The 14,888-nt window shown below is 59.3% G+C and carries 11 protein-coding genes and 1 pseudogene; 7 read left to right on the forward strand and 5 right to left on the reverse strand.

Annotated elements, in window-relative coordinates; all coding sequences use genetic code 11:
* The first annotated feature begins 493 nt into the window (after nucleotides 1–493).
* Entirely contained in the window at nucleotides 494–1,459 is a 966-nt protein-coding gene (locus tag FJ972_RS27870) for an alpha/beta fold hydrolase (protein WP_140523142.1), read from the forward strand.
* Between the two features lie 239 nt (nucleotides 1,460–1,698).
* On the opposite strand, the gene FJ972_RS27875 is transcribed toward FJ972_RS27870, so the two are convergent.
* From FJ972_RS27875 to FJ972_RS27890, 4 genes are read right to left on the reverse strand one after another with little or no spacing between them, the layout of a single operon-like run.
* The gene (locus FJ972_RS27875) at nucleotides 1,699–2,427 is read right to left on the reverse strand and encodes a response regulator transcription factor (protein WP_140523140.1); all 729 of its coding nucleotides are present in this window, start codon (nucleotides 2,425–2,427) and stop codon (nucleotides 1,699–1,701) included.
* Complete coding sequence (locus FJ972_RS27880) at nucleotides 2,417–2,806, reverse strand: response regulator (protein WP_013896619.1); 390 nt, start codon at nucleotides 2,804–2,806, stop codon at nucleotides 2,417–2,419. Before FJ972_RS27880 ends, FJ972_RS27875 begins: the two co-directional genes overlap by 11 nt.
* Nucleotides 2,803–3,450 (reverse strand): response regulator transcription factor, encoded by a 648-nt coding sequence (locus tag FJ972_RS27885; RefSeq protein ID WP_023767341.1) that lies wholly within the window; start codon nucleotides 3,448–3,450, stop codon nucleotides 2,803–2,805. Before FJ972_RS27885 ends, FJ972_RS27880 begins: the two co-directional genes overlap by 4 nt.
* Complete coding sequence (locus FJ972_RS27890) at nucleotides 3,447–7,241, reverse strand: PAS domain-containing protein (RefSeq protein ID WP_140523137.1); 3,795 nt, start codon at nucleotides 7,239–7,241, stop codon at nucleotides 3,447–3,449. The genes FJ972_RS27885 and FJ972_RS27890 overlap by 4 nt, the downstream gene beginning before the upstream one ends.
* A 483-nt stretch (nucleotides 7,242–7,724) precedes the next feature.
* On the opposite strand from FJ972_RS27890, the pseudogene FJ972_RS27895 reads away from it, so the two are divergent.
* From FJ972_RS27895 to FJ972_RS27915, 5 genes and pseudogenes are all read left to right on the forward strand, one after another.
* Nucleotides 7,725–8,149, forward strand: a pseudogene (locus FJ972_RS27895) (alpha/beta fold hydrolase); the annotation flags it as partial.
* Between the two features lie 352 nt (nucleotides 8,150–8,501).
* On the forward strand, nucleotides 8,502–9,740 hold the full coding sequence (locus FJ972_RS27900) for an HlyD family secretion protein (RefSeq protein ID WP_140523132.1): 1,239 nt from the start codon (nucleotides 8,502–8,504) through the stop codon (nucleotides 9,738–9,740).
* A gap of 44 nt (nucleotides 9,741–9,784) precedes the next feature.
* Nucleotides 9,785–11,398, forward strand: coding sequence for an MDR family MFS transporter (locus FJ972_RS27905; protein WP_140523129.1), 1,614 nt, complete (start codon nucleotides 9,785–9,787; stop codon nucleotides 11,396–11,398).
* 758 nt (nucleotides 11,399–12,156) lie between these two features.
* A complete protein-coding gene (locus tag FJ972_RS27910) occupies nucleotides 12,157–12,387 on the forward strand; it encodes a hypothetical protein (protein WP_140523124.1) in 231 nt (76 codons plus the stop codon).
* Nucleotides 12,384–12,656 carry an SDR family oxidoreductase gene (locus FJ972_RS27915; RefSeq protein ID WP_140523121.1) on the forward strand — a complete coding sequence of 91 codons (273 nt, stop codon included), beginning with the start codon at nucleotides 12,384–12,386 and terminating at the stop codon, nucleotides 12,654–12,656. The genes FJ972_RS27910 and FJ972_RS27915 overlap by 4 nt, the downstream gene beginning before the upstream one ends.
* 102 nt (nucleotides 12,657–12,758) lie before the next feature.
* Here FJ972_RS27915 and FJ972_RS30395 read toward each other — a convergent pair whose 3' ends face one another.
* A complete protein-coding gene (locus tag FJ972_RS30395; RefSeq protein ID WP_347439601.1) occupies nucleotides 12,759–12,998 on the reverse strand; it encodes a type IV toxin-antitoxin system AbiEi family antitoxin domain-containing protein in 240 nt (79 codons plus the stop codon).
* Nucleotides 12,999–13,852: 854 nt separating this feature from the next.
* Between FJ972_RS30395 and FJ972_RS27920 the strand changes: the two genes are divergently transcribed.
* Nucleotides 13,853–14,758, forward strand: a complete 906-nt coding sequence (locus tag FJ972_RS27920; protein ID WP_140523118.1) for a restriction endonuclease — start codon at nucleotides 13,853–13,855, stop codon at nucleotides 14,756–14,758.
* Nucleotides 14,759–14,888: the final 130 nt, after the last annotated feature.

Here is a 14,888-nt window from a genome sequence, read left to right on the forward strand (position 1 = left end):
TTTCGGGGGGAGGAGCGGGCGAAGGAGCGGCGACGCCCGATGATCGTGATGGCTTGCGAGGGAGAAGATGCGCCGATCCGCCCCGCGAACCTATTCTACGCAAGCATCTGTCGTACGATGCCAAGGTGCAGGGTAGGTACGCCGAGGTGCTGGAACTGTCGCTGAGATGGGGCAAATGATGCGATGACGTTGGTTCGTGCGCGACGTGCCGCGTGCGGCTGTCACAAACACGACCTATCAAGCCGTATGAGGATTCTTCTCAAAACGAGGAGCGGCTGATCGCGAGCAAGTCACCGCCCGAACGGACCGCGATAGGTTTCGCCTACGTGGTCCTCATGTTGAGTAATCAACTCACCGCCGGCCAGAGCGCAATATGCTTAGGTGTACAACGCGTTATTATAACGACAAAGGCTTTAAAGCTTTCGCCTTATAGAAATTGCACGGCATTTGCCGCTCTTGGAGCACTTTGTACCTCACAACCCCGGAGTGCTTTATGCGCCTTAGCTTTCTTTCTGGTTTCCTCATTGCGGTTCTTGCTGCCGGGCCATCGACTTCTGCCAGCGCACCGCACTCCGGCGTGCCGCTCGGGCAATCGACCGACCTGTCGGCACGTATCGTCGACGGCAAGGCCGACGTTAACGGTGTGGCCTATCACTATTTGCTGGCAGCAGGCGGCCCGAAAACCGTGGTGTTGTTGCATGGTTGGGGCACGACCTCATACATGTGGCGCTTTGTAATGCCGCAACTGGTGGCGCGCGGTTACACGGTACTTGCGCCCGATTTGCGCGGTTTGGGGGACACCGCCAAGCCTGCGGCCGGCTACGAAAAGGCGGCGATTGCCGAGGATATTCGAGCACTTGTCAATCAGCTGAACCTTGGTCCGGTCCTCAATCTCGTCGGTCACGATATGGGTGGCATGGTCGCTTATTCCTATGCGGCGCAGCACCCGGGGGAAGTCACCACACTGGCAATCGTTGACGTCCCGCTGCCAGGCATCGAACCGTGGAACGAATTGATCCAAGGCCCTCGCACTTGGCATTTTCGCTTCCACTCCGTACGCGACGTGCCGGAAATGCTCATTGCCGGTCGCGAGCTTGAGTATTTAAAGTGGTTTCACAATGCAGAGGGGGTAAATACTCGCGCGTTCGACACCGAAGCCGACGAAGTCTACGGCCGTTCTTATGCCCAGCCTGGCGCATTGCGCGCAGGCTTCGAGTACTACCGGGCTTTCCCGCGTGACGAAGAACAGAACAAAGCCTTTGCAAAACACAAGCTGACGATGCCGGTACTCGGTATAAGCGGTTCGGGTGGCCTGGCATCGATGTACGAAGGCCATCTCCGCCACGTCGCCGAAAACGTACGGGCCGTAGTAGTCGAAGGCTCAGGCCATTGGGTTCCGGAGGAGCAGCCGGCCGCCGTCACAAGGGCCCTGATCGAATTCCTGCCACCAGCATACTAAGCTTCGCGGCTGGCTGAAGCACAACATTAGCGATAGTCGCCGTGATGGAGATACTCCGCTCCAAAGCTTTCCCAATGCGCCGCCGTTAGCTGGCGATGCGCGGCAAGAGCTTGGTAGTGTAGCCTCAACACCAGGTTACACGCGGCGATCATCGCTCTAAACTTCATGAAAATTTGTCTGAGTCCGGATCGTCCTGGGCAGGCTACTCTTAACGGAGAAGCGCCAGCCGCTGGGCGATCCTATCGGACGGAGGCGAGGTTCACCCTTTCGAAAGTCCTGGCCGCGCCGGCCTCGCGCATCGGCGGGGGCAGCGTTTCCCAGGCCCGGATCAGCTCTCCGATGGAAGCTGCTTCCATCTTGCGCATGACATTGCCGCGGTGAAGCTTGACGGTCACTTCACTGATGCCGAGGTCGAAAGCGATCTGTTTGTTGAGGCGCCCACGCGCCACTTCATGCAGCACCTCGCGCTCGCGCGGGGTCAGCGTCTCGACACGCTCGATGTTGCGCTTGACGACCACCGCATCTGCCCGCCGCTTGGCATCCACCGCAATGCCCGCGATCACGGCGTCAAGGAGTGTTTGGTCGCGCACCGGTTTGGTGAGAAAATCCACCGCGCCCGCCTTCATCGCCTGGACAGTCATCGGTATGTCGCCATGCCCAGTCAGGAAGATGATGGGCTTGGGATTGCCGTTTGACGCAAGATGGTGCTGTAGATCCAGGCCGCTTGCCCCTGGCATGCGGACGTCGAGGATCAAGCAACCGGGGCTGTCCAAGACGTCAGCGTCGAGCAATTCTCGGGTCGAAGCGAAGCAGACCGGTTCAAAGCCCATCGACAGTATCAACTCCGACAGTGCCTCCCGAACAGACGCATCGTCATCGACAATGATGACGAGCGGCTGCTGCGGCTCGGCGTTCCGCTGCCGTGACACCGGCGTCGATCTCTGCAAGAGCGGTTGGTCAACTCTCATGTTCATCCCTCGGTTCTTGGTTGCGTAAAGCGTCGCTCACAGCCGCAAGCAGGGCCTGGCCATCGAAGGGCTTTCGGAAAAACCCGCTGATGCCTTTGGCGCGGTGCTGATCGGCTATCTCGTGACGACCGGTGATCAGGAACACCGGCAGGTCCGCACGCGTCTTCTTGACCAAGTCACGAAGTTCAAAGCCGTCCGTACCAGGCATCCCGATATCGGTAATGAGCAAGTCCACGTCAGACAGCCCGCTGACGAGCAGTGATCCCGCCGACGAGAAGATGCGGGCAGCATAGCCCGCAGACTCCAAAAGGTTCTCGAGCGACTCGAGCAATCTTGGGTCGTCATCGACAATCGCCACGACAGGTCGCACCTTGCTCACACTCCGTTCCCTCCCGTTCGTCGAGAGTGGCTGATCGGTATCTCCAACCGCTCCGCCATGCGCACGAGATCAGCGAGTGATGCCGCAACCATTTTCTGCATCACGTTCCGTCTATGGATTTGCAGCGTGACCTCGCTGATCCCCAACTCAGCCGCGGCCTGTTTGTTGAGCAGGCCACTCACAACGAGCGGCAGCACCTCGCGTTCTCGCTGCGTGAGCTCTTGATAGCGTTGCCTCAACACGGTGAGTTCGGCGCGCTCTGATCGCCTTTCCCGGTCCTGGGCGATCGCTGCCCGGATCGCGACCATGAGGTCCGTATCGCTGAAAGGCTTTGTCAGGAAGTCCACAGCGCCGTGCTTGATCGCACGCACAGAGGACGGGATGTCGCCATGCCCCGTTATGAAGACGATCGGCGGATGATCGCCCTCGGCGATCTGCTTCTGCAGATCTAGACCGTTGATGTCAGGCAATTCCACATCGAGGATCAGGCAGGCGGGGACGTCCGGCTTGTCGGCAAGGACATAGTCGCCGGCCGATCCGAACGCTACGGCGCGCATGCCATGGGACTCCAGAAGCTCACCAAGCGCTTCCCGAATACGCACGTCGTCATCGACGATGAAGACCATTTGATCGTGGGGCGTCATGCTGCCGCTTTCATTTCAACTGGCATCGTGAAGACGAACGCCGTTCCGTGCGGGTCGTTCTTCTCCACCCACAACCGTCCGCCATGGGACTCGACGATCGAACGGCAGATCGCGAGTCCCATGCCCATGCCATGCTCTTTCGTCGTAAAGAACGGCTCGAATATTCGGTCAGGAAACTCAATGCCCGGGCCACAATCGCTGATCTCGATCTGGATCGCGTCCCCTATACGGCCCACGCGAAGTCCAAGAACCTTGTCACCGGTAACAGAGTCCATCGCCTCGATCCCATTGCGGATGAGGTTCACCAGAACCTGCTGGATCTGCACCCGATCGAGCGCGACAATAGGAAGGTCGCTTTCGACATCGATATCCAGACGAACACGGCGCCGCACCGCCTCCTCGGCGATGAGGTCGCGCGCCTCCGCGATGACGCTGTCGAGTGCTGTGTAAGCCATCGCGTCTGCCGATTGCTTGAATAAGGCGCGGATACGGCTGACGACATCCGCAGCTGAGTTGGCATCACGGATAATACGCTCCACAGTCTTCTGCGCCCGCTCGATATTTGGCGGATCGGCCGTGAGCCAACGCTGGCAGGCATATGAATTGGCGACAACAGCCGCCAGAGGCTGGTTCACCTCATGCGCTATAGAGGCTGAAAGCTCGGCGAGACTCGCCGCCTGGCTCGCGCGTGCAAGTCTCTCTTGCGCCAGGCGCAGCTCTTCTTGCGTGCGAACTTCACCGTCGATGTCCAGACAGACGACGTTCCACTGAACAATCGCCCCTTCTGCATTGCGCATCGGTGCCGCGCGCGTATCGACCCAGCAATATTCGCCATCGAAGCGACGCAGACGGTGCCTCCGCGCATACGGTTCGCCAGTGGCCAACGAATGAGCATAGTTCGCTTTGACGCCCGCCAGGTCGTCAGGATGAACGCCTTCGTCGAGTGTCCCGGAAAGGCGGGATTTTCCCTTACCGTCCAATACCTCCAACTCATATCCGAGGAACTCGCGGAGCTGACGGCTTCGATATATCGGCTCACCATTCGGTGCGGCGCAATCGATCATCACCGGCAGCGTTTCAACCAGCTGCCACAGCGAACGTTCTCTCTCGCGCAGCGCCACCTGTGCGCGCATCTCCTCGTCGATGTCGATGGAGACCTGGTACCAGTGAACGATGGCTCCGTCCCGATCGCGCAGAGGCTCGCAACGCCCTTCTATCCAGCGATAGCTGCCGTCTTTCCAACGCCGGCGATACCGCATGATGAAGGAGTCGCCAGTTTTGAGGCAGCTGGCTGACCTATTGAGCACCTCGAGAGCGTCTTCGGGATGAATCAGATCTCGAGCCACCCTCGTGAAGTCTTCGAAGTTTGCCCCGGAGATGCCGAGTTCCTCCAAAGACCGCCTATTGACGTACGCAAGCTTGCCATCGGGCGTCCAGCTCCAGATGTGGACCGGCAAGGCATCGACAAGCTGCTGAAGCTCGCGCTCTCTTTCGCGCAATGCCTCCTGCGCCCGCATCTCATCTTCGATGTCGATTGAAGCCATATACCATTGAACGATCGCGCCATCGGTATCCCTTAACGGTTGCGCTCGTGCTTCTATCCAGCGGTACACGCCATCCTTCTCGCGTCGACGAAAGCGGTTCACGAAAGGCTGGCCGGACGCAAAGCCATTCGAAGCCCTCCGAAACATTGTCGGAAAGTCTTCAGGATGGGCCAGGTCCCGGGCCAGGGCATCGAAATTATTGATGTGCGTCGGTGGCGAACCGACCTTCTCCAGGTATCGCTTGCTGGTGTAGGTGATCCTGCCTGAAGGGGCAAAGCTCAGGAGATTCACGGGCACAGCGTCAATCATTTGCTCCAGTTGCCGGTTGGCTTTCCGCAGCGCTTCTTCTGCCCTCACCTGGTCGTCGATGTCGTGCGAAAGACCGTACCATTGGACGACAGTCCCACACTCGTCCCGCATCGGTTCCGCTCGGCCCGACATCCATCGGAAGACGCCGTCAGCACGACGCAGGCGATAGTTCAGGGAGAAGCTTTCCCCGGTGGTGACCGAGTGGTTGATCGCTGTTTCCAGCGTGGCGGCGTCATCGGGATGTACGACAGCCGCAATGGCCGCCTTCAGGCCATTTCCTCCGACATTCTCGTATCCTCCTACGTCAAGGCCGAGATACTCAACCATTCGCTTGCTGAAGAAGACCGGCTCGCCCGACGCAGACAGGCGCCAGAGGAAGCTCGGCACCATGTCGACCAGTTGCGAGAGTTCCCGCTCCCGGTCGCGCAACGCTTCCTGTGCGCGCATCTCGTCGTCGACGTCGATAGAGATCACATACCACTGAACAATCGCGCCGCTGTGATCACGCAGCGGCTCGCCGCGTCCATCCACCCAGCGGTACGCTCCGTCCGCACGGCGCATTCGATACTTCATGGAGTATGGTTCGCCGGTAGCCAGAGAGTGGCGGACGGTCTCCAGGAGGCGTGCCGCATCTTCGGGATAGACGAGGGACTGTATGGCCGCCGCCTGCCGGCTCATCCCCGGCTTGTCCAGATCCGCCACACCGTCGAGACCGAAGAAGTCAAGCAAACGTCTGTTGAAGAAGGTCGGCTCGCCTTCAGGCGTCAGCCGTCTGATCTGGACTGGGACCATGTCGACGAGCTGAGAAAGTTCCCGCTCCCGACCGCGCAGCTCCGCCACGGTTTTCTTGTAGACATCGTTGTCGAGCGCGATTCCATACCATCCCGTGATACGACCCTGGCTGTCGCGCGCGGGCCGCGCGGCGGTTCGGGCCCATACATAGGTGCCGTTTGCGCGCCGAAAGCGAAACTCGACATTGAAATGATCGCCGGTCCTCAGACAATGGCGCCAGGTAACCGCGATCTGCTCATAGTCGTCTGGATGAAGCAAACGCTTCCAGGCGGTGTACCCCTCGTTCAATGGAGCGTTCAGATCCTCCAGCGTCACCCCGAGGGAGCTCAGCGCGAACGGATGCAGGTAGATCCATCTACCCGCCGCATCGAACGCCCATCCGTTCCCGAATATGCTTTCAACGATTTTCGCCGATCGAATTGGCCCGGCATTGTTCTCAACCAAGTGATCCAGGTTCGCCCCGGAAAGCGGCTCCCCATCTGTCACCAGATCATCAATGTCCACACTGACACTGTAGCCGGGCTCCGATCGGGTCTCGTTCCAGCGATAACTTCCGTCGGCCTGCAGTTGCCTGTGCCTCGTTACCTGGGGGACACCTGTCCAGAACGCGCGGGCGACTGCGTGCGCCGCCGCTGTCCGGTCGTCCGGATGGACCAGTCTCAGGGAATGGTGAGCGTCGGAGGCTGCTTCCTTCTCGGCCGCAATGATCACGTCAGCGGATCGCTCTGTGGCTGCGGACGGCGAATCGCCTTCAATCAATGTGCCATACCATGCAACGGCGTTACCTTCGCTATCGCACAGCGGCTGTCCGGAGATTCGGCTCCAACCGTAAGCACCGCTCGCGCGCAAAATGCGGTGCTCCACATTGTAGTGCTCACCTGTCTGCAGGCAGCGACGCCACTCGGCCACGGCTCGGTCATAGTCGTCTGGATGGATTAGCCGCTTCCAACCCGCGGGGCCACCTTCTGACGAAGTGTTGAACTCCTCCAGCGTCGTGCCGAGAAGCGATAGCGTGCTGGGAGTAACATAGCTGAATCTGCCGGCCGCGTCTGTCGCCCACCCATTGCCGACCACGCTTTCAATGATCCGAGCCGCCCGCAACGCTTCCGCGTCGGGTTCGCCAAGCGAGTTGAACGCTGTCGTCATTGTCTTCTCCTGCCGGACAATGAAAGGCGGAGACTGTCAGCGCCTTCTTTAACTCTCATCATTGACCATCTGGGCTCGTGAATTCGTTTTTCCGATCTTAACCGGACCACGCCGCAGCCGCACCTCATGGAAATCCATGAGATGTGAGTGACCAAACCTCCGGGTGAGGCACCTACACGTCCCGATTGAAGCTATAGCCTTTCACGCGGAGAAATCGAAAACCTAGCCGTTAAAAACGCATGCCTTCACCGACATACAGAAAGCCTCGGGCCTCGCCTCAACTACGCTGAGCAGTCCCCGGAACTCCCCGTGAAATTCATCTTCGCCATGCCGGTATTTTCGTAATGTTTGCCGCAACACTCGTTCGGGGCAAAGGCCAAATGCCCGCTCGCCTCCAAGCTGCCAAGATCGGCCGTCCACAGCGTGTATCGCAATGCCGGCTTCAGGGTGATCGCGATGCCGGCCTCCGGCAGTGCCACCGATCTTGAGACGCCTGCCAATCCAAGTGGTTTGCCTATCGAAGTTTTTGACGGGCTGAGCCAAGCGCTGCAAGTCGGGCGCAGTTCTATCTCGATTTTGCGAGCGGCCCGTTCTAAGTGTTCAACCGATCCGACGCGAAGCCATTGCGAGCGTCGTTCACACATGATGGGCGCCGCCAATGCCCAGATTCAATTCATCAAGGCCTTTTCGGAGACCCACTTCACCGAACACCTCCAAGTCAATCGACTTGTCTCCGTTCGTGATGCATGGCGACGACGACTAGATCGTTCCGATCCATGACTCGGCGCTACTCTCGCGAACACTGAAGCGAGCAACACTCAAGGTCTATGAGAAATTTCCGCACGGCATGTGCACGACGCAGGCCGACACTATCAAATCCTGACCTGCTCACCCTAGTCAGGTCGTAGGCTCGCGCCGCCTCCCCCCGACAAGAGCCCAGTCTGGCTGCCGCTCCGATCGGCAGGCAATCCCCCTTCACAAACAGGAGCAAGAGAACGATCAGAACGACCATCTTCATCGCTGCTATCGCAGCCACCTCCCTATACGCTGGTGCAGATGATTTTCGGCTCGGATATCGCAATATGTACTTCGAGCCGTGTCAACCGGACGAGGTACGGACGACGAAAGCAGGGGTTTTTCCGGTTTCTCTCTGCAGCCAACGAAGAGGCAGGCGAGCTTCTTACCTGTCCGGCTTCCGATTTTTGAGCACAGGGGCATTCCGCTCTTGCGCAAAGCACGATGAACGTCAGGACGAATGAGATGTCCGAGATGCCCGCGACCACCAACTTCTCCAACGCACCCGGCGCGGCCGTGCCTCAGCCGCGGCCGGCTGCCTTCGTCGAGCAGCCAGCTCGGCCCTCGGCGGAAGAGCCGAGTGCCTTGCCGGTTGGTACGGAAGCTACTCCCGGCGACGTCACTGCGGCGGTATCTAGGAGCCGCCGCCTCAAGCGGATCGCATTCGCGGCGACGTTTCTGATTTGCGCAGCCGCGGGAGGTGATTGGGGCTATGGCTACTGGACCGCAGGCCGGTATCTGGAGTCTACCGACGACGCCTATTTGAAAGCCGACTACACGACGGTGGCGCCGAAGATATCGGGCTACATTGCCGATGTGCCGGTGCATGACAACCAGACTGTCGAGACCGGGCAGGTTCTCGCCCGCATCGATGACCGCGACTTCCGTGCCGCGCTCGCCCAGGCTGATGCCGAGGTCGAGGCCGCCGAGGCGGCCGTCCGTAATCTCGACGCACAGATCGCGCTCCAGCAGTCGCTGATCCTGCAGGCAAAGGCGACAGTCGCCGCAACGCAAGCTTCGCTGGCGTTCGCCAGCACCGACGCCGACCGCTATGCGACGTTGGCAAGGAGCGGCACCGGTACTGCGCAGAAAGCCGAAGCAAGCCGCGCCCAGGCCGATCAACTCATCGCCGGGTTGCAGCGCGACCAGGCTTCCCTAGCCGCCGCAAAGGCTAAGATCGACGTACTCGCCACCGAGCGCGACAGTGCCGTTGCCCAAACGGATCGCGCCGAGGCAGCTTCCGATCAGGCCCGACTGAACCTTTCCTATGCCACAATCACGGCACCGGTCGACGGCACGGTCGGCGCGCGCACGCTCAGGGTTGGACAGTATGTGGCATCAGGCACGCAGTTGATGGCTGTGGTGCCGCTGCATGCCGTCTATGTCGTCGCCAACTTCAAGGAGACGCAGCTCGCTCATGTGCGTCCCGGGCAGCCGGTGCGCGTCGCCGTCGACGGCTTCCCTGGCGTCGAATTGACTGGTCAGGTCGACAGCCTGTCGCCGGCGAGCGGCCTGGAATTCGCATTGCTGCCGCCCGACAACGCGACCGGCAACTTCACCAAGATCGTGCAGCGTATCCCGGTGAGGATCTCCATCGACAATCACAAGCTCGACGGGCTGCTCAGGTCCGGCATGTCCGTCGAGCCGACCATTAACACCAAAGCGGCCGTGCTGGCCGACGGTCGTTCCTCAGTTTCGCGATGATTGACACTGGCGCCGTTCTTACTGGCGCTTGAGGAGTTGCAGCAATGAAAACCGCCGTCTCCTCGCTTCCGACGTCGGCCGGCGACGTCCAGAACGCGGCCGGATCTGCTGGTGCCGCCAATTCGCTGCGGGTCTGGGTGGCGGTGGTCGGCTCTGCTCTCGGAGCATTCATGGCCGTGCTCAATATTCAGATCGTCAATGCCTCGCTTGCCGACATCCAGGGGGCGATTGGGGCTGGCATCGATGACGGTGGCTGGATCTCGACGTCCTACCTCATAGCGGAGATTGTGGTGATCCCGCTGACCGGCTGGCTGTCTCAGGTCTTCTCGCTGCGGATCTATCTGATCACCAACGCGGTGCTGTTCCTCGTCTTTTCGGTCGCCTGCGCCTTCGCCGCCAATCTAGGTCAGATGATTGTCCTACGAGCGATCCAGGGTTTTACCGGCGGCGTGCTCATCCCGCTCGCCTTCACCATTGTCATCACGATGTTGCCGAAAGCCAAGCAGCCGATCGGCCTGGCCCTGTTCGCGCTGTCGGCCACCTTCGCGCCAGCGATAGGCCCGACCATCGGCGGCTATCTCACCGAGAACTGGGGCTGGCAATACATCTTCTACGTCAACCTGGTGCCGGGCGCGCTGATGGTCGGCATGCTGTGGTTTTCGCTCGACGGCCAACCGATGCGGCTTGGCCTGCTCGCCAAAGGCGACTGGCCGGGCATTGTCACCATGGCCATCGGACTGGCGGCCCTGCAGACCATACTTGAGGAAGGCAACAAAGACGACTGGTTCGGCTCGCCCTTTATCGCGCGGCTGGCAATCGTCGCCGCGGTGTCGCTGACCCTGTTCGTCTGGATCGAGCTGACTTCGAGCCATCCGCTGCTGAACCTCAGACTGCTGGTACGCCGCAACTTCGGCTTCGGCGTCCTCGCCAACTTCCTGCTTGGTGTCGCGCTCTACGGATCGGTCTTCATCGTACCCGTCTATCTCGCCCGCATTCAGGGCTACAATGCCGAGCAGATCGGCATGGTGCTCGCCTGGACCGGCCTGCCGCAGCTTGTCCTGATCCCGCTTGTACCTGGCCTTATGCAGCGCTTCGACATCCGTCTCGTCATCGCGATCGGCTTCGCCCTGTTTGCCGCATCCAACTTCATGAACGTCCACATGAGCGGAGCATATGCCGGCGACCAGCTGTTCTGGCCGAACATCGTGCGCGCCATCGGCCAAGCCCTTATATTGGCGCCGCTTTCGGCAATAGCCACGTCAGGCATCGAGACGGAAAATGCCGGCTCTGCCTCGGCCCTGTTCAATATGACCCGCAACCTCGGCGGCGCCGTCGGCATCGCGCTGCTGCAAACCTTCCTCACCAAGCGCGAGCAGTACCATTCGAACGTGCTGGTACAATCGGTATCCCTGTTTCAAGAGGCAACGCGCGTCCGCATTGTGCGGCTCACCGCCTATTTCCATTCGCATGGTATCAACGACCAGGCGCTCGCTGCACAAAAAGCGATTGCTGCGATCGCGCTGAGGGTACGCCAGCAGGCCTTCGTCATGGCCTTCAACGACACCTTCTTCCTGCTTGGCGTTAGCTTAATAATCGCGTTGTCGGCCGTCCTGTTGCTAAAGAAGCCGGGTCATATAGCAGCCGGCGGCGCCCACTAACCTACTGGGGGAAGCCGGGAACGCCACCGGACATCAATTCGCTGGTTCGAGCTCCAGGGCCAGTAGGCTTCATAGGACGCGGCTTTGGCATGGCCGCACTAGGATGCAGTGTGAATTCGCGAGCCGTGATAGGTGCTGCGCCAAGCGCTGACGATGCTCACGCCGGTTGCCGCGCCATTGCGCGACCACAGATGTGCCGGGCACCAGCGAAGAGAAATCGACCTCGACCGTAGCAAGGTCTTCAACAGGTAACACCAGCTCGGCGGGCCGTCTTTCGGGTTCGCCAGGATTGCTCATGATGAAGGTCTCTGTTGCTGGAAAGTGCTTCATCGCGCCGGCGGCAATCGAGCAGGCATGTCTGCGGCCGTGGTCATCTCTTTGCTCAAGTGGCACCATGGGGGCCGAGGCGGGATATCAGTCATTGTGCCAACAGTGTGTGCGCCCGATACTTTCGCTTATTATTTCCTCAGCGAAGGATTGGCCTGATAACCGAGAACGCCATGCGGCGACAGGCGGTCTTGGCTCTTCCGGCGACCATTTCTCACGCCAGGCTTGGCGCGCGCGGCAATCAAAGAACAATTGTCTCGGCGCGCTCACACCTCGGCATAGGCATACCTACCTGTCTGCACCGTAGCCGTCTTTCCTGCCAAGTGCGAGCCTTCCAACGCGCTATCCGGAACGACCGGCGCCAAGTGGCCGAACGGGCTCGTGCCCCTCCATTTGCGGAACGTCATCTGCATTCAGACAAGAGAAAGATCGTGAAACTCTACTACAGTTCCTTCGCCTGCAGTTCGGCTGACCACATCGCGCTTGAGGAGGCCGGCGCTTCCTTCCAGCGCGAGGCGATAGACCTCCAGACGAAACGAATGGCTTCCGGGCACGACTTCCTCACGATCTCGGCAAAGGATAGTGGCGAAACGCTGACCGGGAACGGCACGCACGACGGCGAGCATGTTTGGTTTCAATGCTGGCAAGGAGACGCAACATGAAAATTGTGGTCATTGGCGGCTCACGTTATATAAGAGCACGCACCGTCAAGAAACTGCAGCGTAAGGGCCACGAGGTGGAGGCTGCGGCCTCACTCCCTCACGTCGACAACTACATTGCGGACTATCGCGATGCTGGCTACGCTGGCCAAACTCTGAGGCGTCTGCTCCTGCATTTGGCGTCGCTCGTTCATGAGCTGTGGCGTCAAGGACGAATATGGCGCGGCAAGCTTTGCATTCGGGTCGAAGGACATGACCCCAAAGCGATGTAGATCGCAAGCGCATGACGCGCTTAGAAGCACTCTCGGCCTAGTCAAGGCGGCCGGAGTGAAGGGACTACGGTAATCGTTTTGAGGCCGGCCAGGATGCTCGGGTCAGCAGTGTCGACAAGATGCGTGAGGCCCTTGAAACAGCAGGCGCATCGACCACTGCGGCGCGATACCGCCCTTACCGACCTTCACGAGCAGGCCTTCCTTGCACATCGGGGACAAGTAATAGCGAGGGATTCCTGCATTTGACAAATCACAGGTCCGCACCTCACAGCCCTTGTAGCCAGAGCAACAGCTTGGTTGAGAAGTGATGGTTTGGGACCGCAAAGCGAAGTGCCTCCGCATGGTGTGCCGTCCAGAATTATCTGTCGCTGTCCGGAATTAATCAGGCCGTCGCCGTCGTGCGCAAGCGCCAACGCTGAGATACTGACGCCATCTGGCTCAAGTCTCAAGCGATTGGGGAGGAAGTATAGAGCTGAACCTCGGTGCTCAGGTTTTACCAATCCTGTCGTCTTGGGTCGACCAATCCGTTGTCGACCGTGAGCGGGTTTACCAATAAGGGCGGCTATATTCTACGCAAATCCAATCGCTTAATGCCAATCCAGAATTAACTGTCATTGAGGCCATTAGTAAACTCGATCTTTGATCGGAAACCCCTACCCTCAGCCAGAAAACTCTCCTGTTTTCAATCGCCCGCCCGCCAGCAACCCATAATTCCGGACTGGTTACCCCGTGAAATGCTCAATAATTCCGGACGTCGCACCAGACTGCCATTTATGCGGCTTTTTGAGCACAAACCAGGAACAACCCCCGTTTCCATTCATCGAAATGTTGCGATGCTCCCTGACGTGGGATCAGGGCCGTCGCTTGACTCAGACATGTTCCTCTGGGGTCTCGACCTCTTCAATCATAGTTATTACTGAGAAGCCCATGAGGCGCCCGCAACGCTCGCCGAACAAGCCAAAGTCGCAGCAAGGATCCCCGCAACCCTGAAGGCGACGGCGCTCGGTCAGCCTCAACCCGTGTTGACTTCATTCTCGGCCAAGCTTCGGTGCGTCGCACCGTCGCCGACAGACACTCGTTCCTCCGACTGACCCCATGGGCCAGAAACACGTTCTTCGCCAATCGTCGCGGATAAACTCCAGCCCAAAGTCTTAGACGGGATGCAACGCTGACACCATGGTGGTACTATTTGCGCCGTGAAAGAAACCGCCTCTCATGAACGACCTGGTCAGCGATTCCATAATTTCGTTGCCACCCTGGAGCGTATGTTCGCGCACCATGACGGCGTGACGGTGGATTCCTCCTTACGGTTACCCGACAAGGACACCGGGCGGCTTCGCGAACATGACGTGGTGATTATCCGTCGTACTCATCACGGGCCCAACCTGACGGCCATTGAATGCAGGGACCAAGGGCGAAAGGTGGGAGTTCCTCAGATTGAGGCCTTCGCTAAGAAGTGTGAAAAGACTGGAATCCATCGCGGAATCGTTGTTGCTGCGAACGGCTTTACACGCACCGCCCGCACCAAGGCAAAGGCACTGAACCTGACATGCATGGACTTGGCCGAGGCGGAATCCTTTGAATGGATTGGCACCGTCACCATCGTCGGCCAATTCTACAACTTCACCGCGATCGGGGCCTGCGTTGGCGTGGTGGAAAACGGGCGAAAGGTCACGAATCCATCCGCAGTCTATACGTCTGACGGCTTGCCCTACCCCGGCGAGGGTATTCAATCCCTCATCATGGACAAATTGCCCCCGGAGGCCCGCAATCCGACCCGCCAGACCCTCAACAGTCAAATCGTTGCTCCGATGGACGGACTGTACGTCATCGACGCTCTGGGCCAGCGCTTCCAAGTGAAGGATATCACATGCACTTACGCACTGGAGATTGAGGTTACGGAGCGCCCAATTACGTTCCATTACTACGCCGGAGAAAGCGCAGCGCTGGAGATCGCGTCCGGACAAATTACGTTCCCGAGTGGGCAGTCTACGTTGGCATTCATCAAATCAAAGGACGGCATTATGGGCTACCTCGTCTCAACGGGAGCGTTGGACCATCGAGTGAAGATCGGCAATCTACCGGAACGGCGCTTCGTCTAGATTCTCGTAGAATCTTCAGCAGTCGGCACTAGTTTTGGCAACCTAGGACCACGCGGCTCATAATTTGGCCGTCTCCGGCCACTCCATAGCCTCGTACCCTCGCGAACATTTCCTGTAGGCCCAGCAAATA

This window comes from Mesorhizobium sp. B2-1-1, assembly GCF_006442975.2.
In the GTDB taxonomy this organism is placed as follows: domain Bacteria; phylum Pseudomonadota; class Alphaproteobacteria; order Rhizobiales; family Rhizobiaceae; genus Mesorhizobium.

Coding starts and splice junctions, on each gene's coding strand:
- FJ972_RS30395 (WP_347439601.1), bottom strand. CDS start 12,998: ATGCGGAGGCACTTCGCTTTGCGGTCCCAAACCATCACTTCTCAACCA.
- FJ972_RS27870 (WP_140523142.1), top strand. CDS start 494: ATGCGCCTTAGCTTTCTTTCTGGTTTCCTCATTGCGGTTCTTGCTGCC.
- FJ972_RS27885 (WP_023767341.1), bottom strand. CDS start 3,450: ATGACGCCCCACGATCAAATGGTCTTCATCGTCGATGACGACGTGCGT.
- FJ972_RS27915 (WP_140523121.1), top strand. CDS start 12,384: ATGAAAATTGTGGTCATTGGCGGCTCACGTTATATAAGAGCACGCACC.
- FJ972_RS27890 (WP_140523137.1), bottom strand. CDS start 7,241: ATGACGACAGCGTTCAACTCGCTTGGCGAACCCGACGCGGAAGCGTTG.
- FJ972_RS27875 (WP_140523140.1), bottom strand. CDS start 2,427: ATGAGAGTTGACCAACCGCTCTTGCAGAGATCGACGCCGGTGTCACGG.
- FJ972_RS27905 (WP_140523129.1), top strand. CDS start 9,785: ATGAAAACCGCCGTCTCCTCGCTTCCGACGTCGGCCGGCGACGTCCAG.
- FJ972_RS27900 (WP_140523132.1), top strand. CDS start 8,502: ATGTCCGAGATGCCCGCGACCACCAACTTCTCCAACGCACCCGGCGCG.